This window comes from Streptomyces phaeochromogenes (assembly GCF_001418655.1).
Taxonomy (GTDB): domain Bacteria; phylum Actinomycetota; class Actinomycetes; order Streptomycetales; family Streptomycetaceae; genus Streptomyces; species Streptomyces phaeochromogenes.
The window spans coordinates 1-1,664 of record NZ_LIQZ01000540.1 but is presented as its reverse complement, the minus strand read 5'-3'; the positions used below and the strand labels follow the sequence as shown (position 1 = coordinate 1,664).

General features: G+C 69.4%; 1 protein-coding gene and 2 pseudogenes. All 3 read right to left on the bottom strand.

Annotated features, from left to right (window positions below):
* Window positions 1-21: 21 nt before the first annotated feature.
* Complete coding sequence (locus tag AOK17_RS45240) at window positions 22-1,071, bottom strand: lysophospholipid acyltransferase family protein (protein ID WP_055618482.1); 1,050 nt, start codon at window positions 1,069-1,071, stop codon at window positions 22-24.
* A gap of 14 nt (window positions 1,072-1,085) precedes the next feature.
* Window positions 1,086-1,299: pseudogene (locus AOK17_RS53075) on the bottom strand (NAD-dependent epimerase/dehydratase family protein); the annotation flags it as partial.
* Window positions 1,300-1,301: 2 nt separating this feature from the next.
* Window positions 1,302-1,664, bottom strand: a pseudogene (locus AOK17_RS53070) (NAD-dependent epimerase/dehydratase family protein); the annotation flags it as partial.

The window sequence follows — 1,664 nt, the reverse complement described above, 5'->3', positions numbered from 1 at the left end:
CCACCGACGTATCCAGAAGTCCTAGAAGAACACCGACCTGCGCTGCACCAGAAGCTTGTAGAGCGTGTGCTGGATCTGTTCCCTCACCTGGTCCGTGAGGTTGAACATGAGCATCGGGTCCTCCGCCGCCTCCGGCGGGTAGCCGTCGGTCAGGATCGGCTCGCCGAACTGGATCGTCCACTTCGTGGGGAGCGGAACGCCGCCGAGCGGGCCCAGCCACGGGAACGTGGGCGTGATCGGGAAGTACGGGAAGCCGAGGAGACGGGCCAGCGTCTTGGAGTTGCCGATCATCGGGTAGATCTCCTCCGCGCCCACGATGGAGCACGGGATGATCGGCGTGCCCTGGCGCAGGGCCGTCGACACGAAGCCGCCGCGGCCGAAGCGCTGGAGCTTGTAGCGCTCGCTGAACGGCTTGCCGATGCCCTTGAAGCCCTCCGGCATCACACCCACCAGCTCGCCGCGCTCCAGGAGCCGTTCGGCGTCCTCCGCGCAGGCGAGCGTGTGACCGGCCTTGCGGGCCAGCTCGTTGACCACCGGCAGCATGAAGACCAGGTCGGCCGCGAGGAGCCGCAGATGACGGCCGTCGGGGTGGTTGTCGTGGACGGCGACCTGCATCATCAGGCCGTCCAGCGGCAGCGTCCCGGAGTGGTTGGCGACGATCAGCGCCCCGCCCTCCGACGGGATGTTCTCGATGCCCTTCACCTCGACGCGGAAGTACTTCTCGTAGAGGGGCCGCAGCATCGACATCAGGACCTGGTCGGTGAGCTCCTGGTCGTAACCGAAGTCGTCGACCTCGTACTCACCCGTCAGTCGCCGCCGCAGGAAGGCCAGACCGCCGGCGATGCGCCGGTCCCAGCCATTCTCCTGCGGCTTCTCCACAGCAGCCGGTTCCTCACGCGTCACGGGAACATCATCCTGCGGAATCGTTCGTGCGGGCAGGGGCTGGACCTCACGAACCACCACGGGCTCGCCCTTGCGCCTGCTCCCGCCGCTCCGGCGCCGCGGAGGCCGCTGTACGGCACTCCCGCGGGACCGGTCGTCGTCGAACGGAATGACCTTGGCGTCCGCCATCGTTGATGCGCTCCTCAGTTGGCGCTCTGCGTCGGGAGGTGGCCACCGCCGAGTACAGGCAGTGCCGCGATCCGGTCGACGGCCCCCGCAAGGGCCTCGGGGGGCAGGAGTCCGGGCCCTCGGCTGCGTGCGAAGTCCGCGAAGGTCTCCGCGGTCGTGTACCTGGGACCGTAGCCGAGCGTCTCGCGCATCTGCCGGGTCGCCACGACCCGGCCGTGCGTGAGCAGCNNCCGTCGCCGGCGATGTTGAACGTGCCGCTGTTGAGCGTGCCACGCCGCGGCTCGTGCGAGGCGATCCGCAGCACCTCGATCACGTCGTCCTCGTGCACGAACTGCAGCCGCGGGTCGTAGCCGAGCACGGTCGGCAGCACGGGCAGCGAGAAGTACGCGGCGAGCGGCGAATCAGCGCTCGGCCCGAGGATGTTCGCGAACCGCAGCACGCACACGGCGACGTCGGGTCGGCGCCGCGTGATCCGGCCGTCTTCACCGAGACCACCCCGCCCAAGTCGCTGCCCAGCGGCGGCTTCGCGAAGGACACGGTCGAGGTCGAGGGGTATGTGCGGGGGTTCGCCCGGCGCCGGCCCGACGTCGCCG

Coding starts and splice junctions, on each gene's coding strand:
- AOK17_RS45240 (WP_055618482.1), bottom strand. CDS start 1,071: ATGGCGGACGCCAAGGTCATTCCGTTCGACGACGACCGGTCCCGCGGG.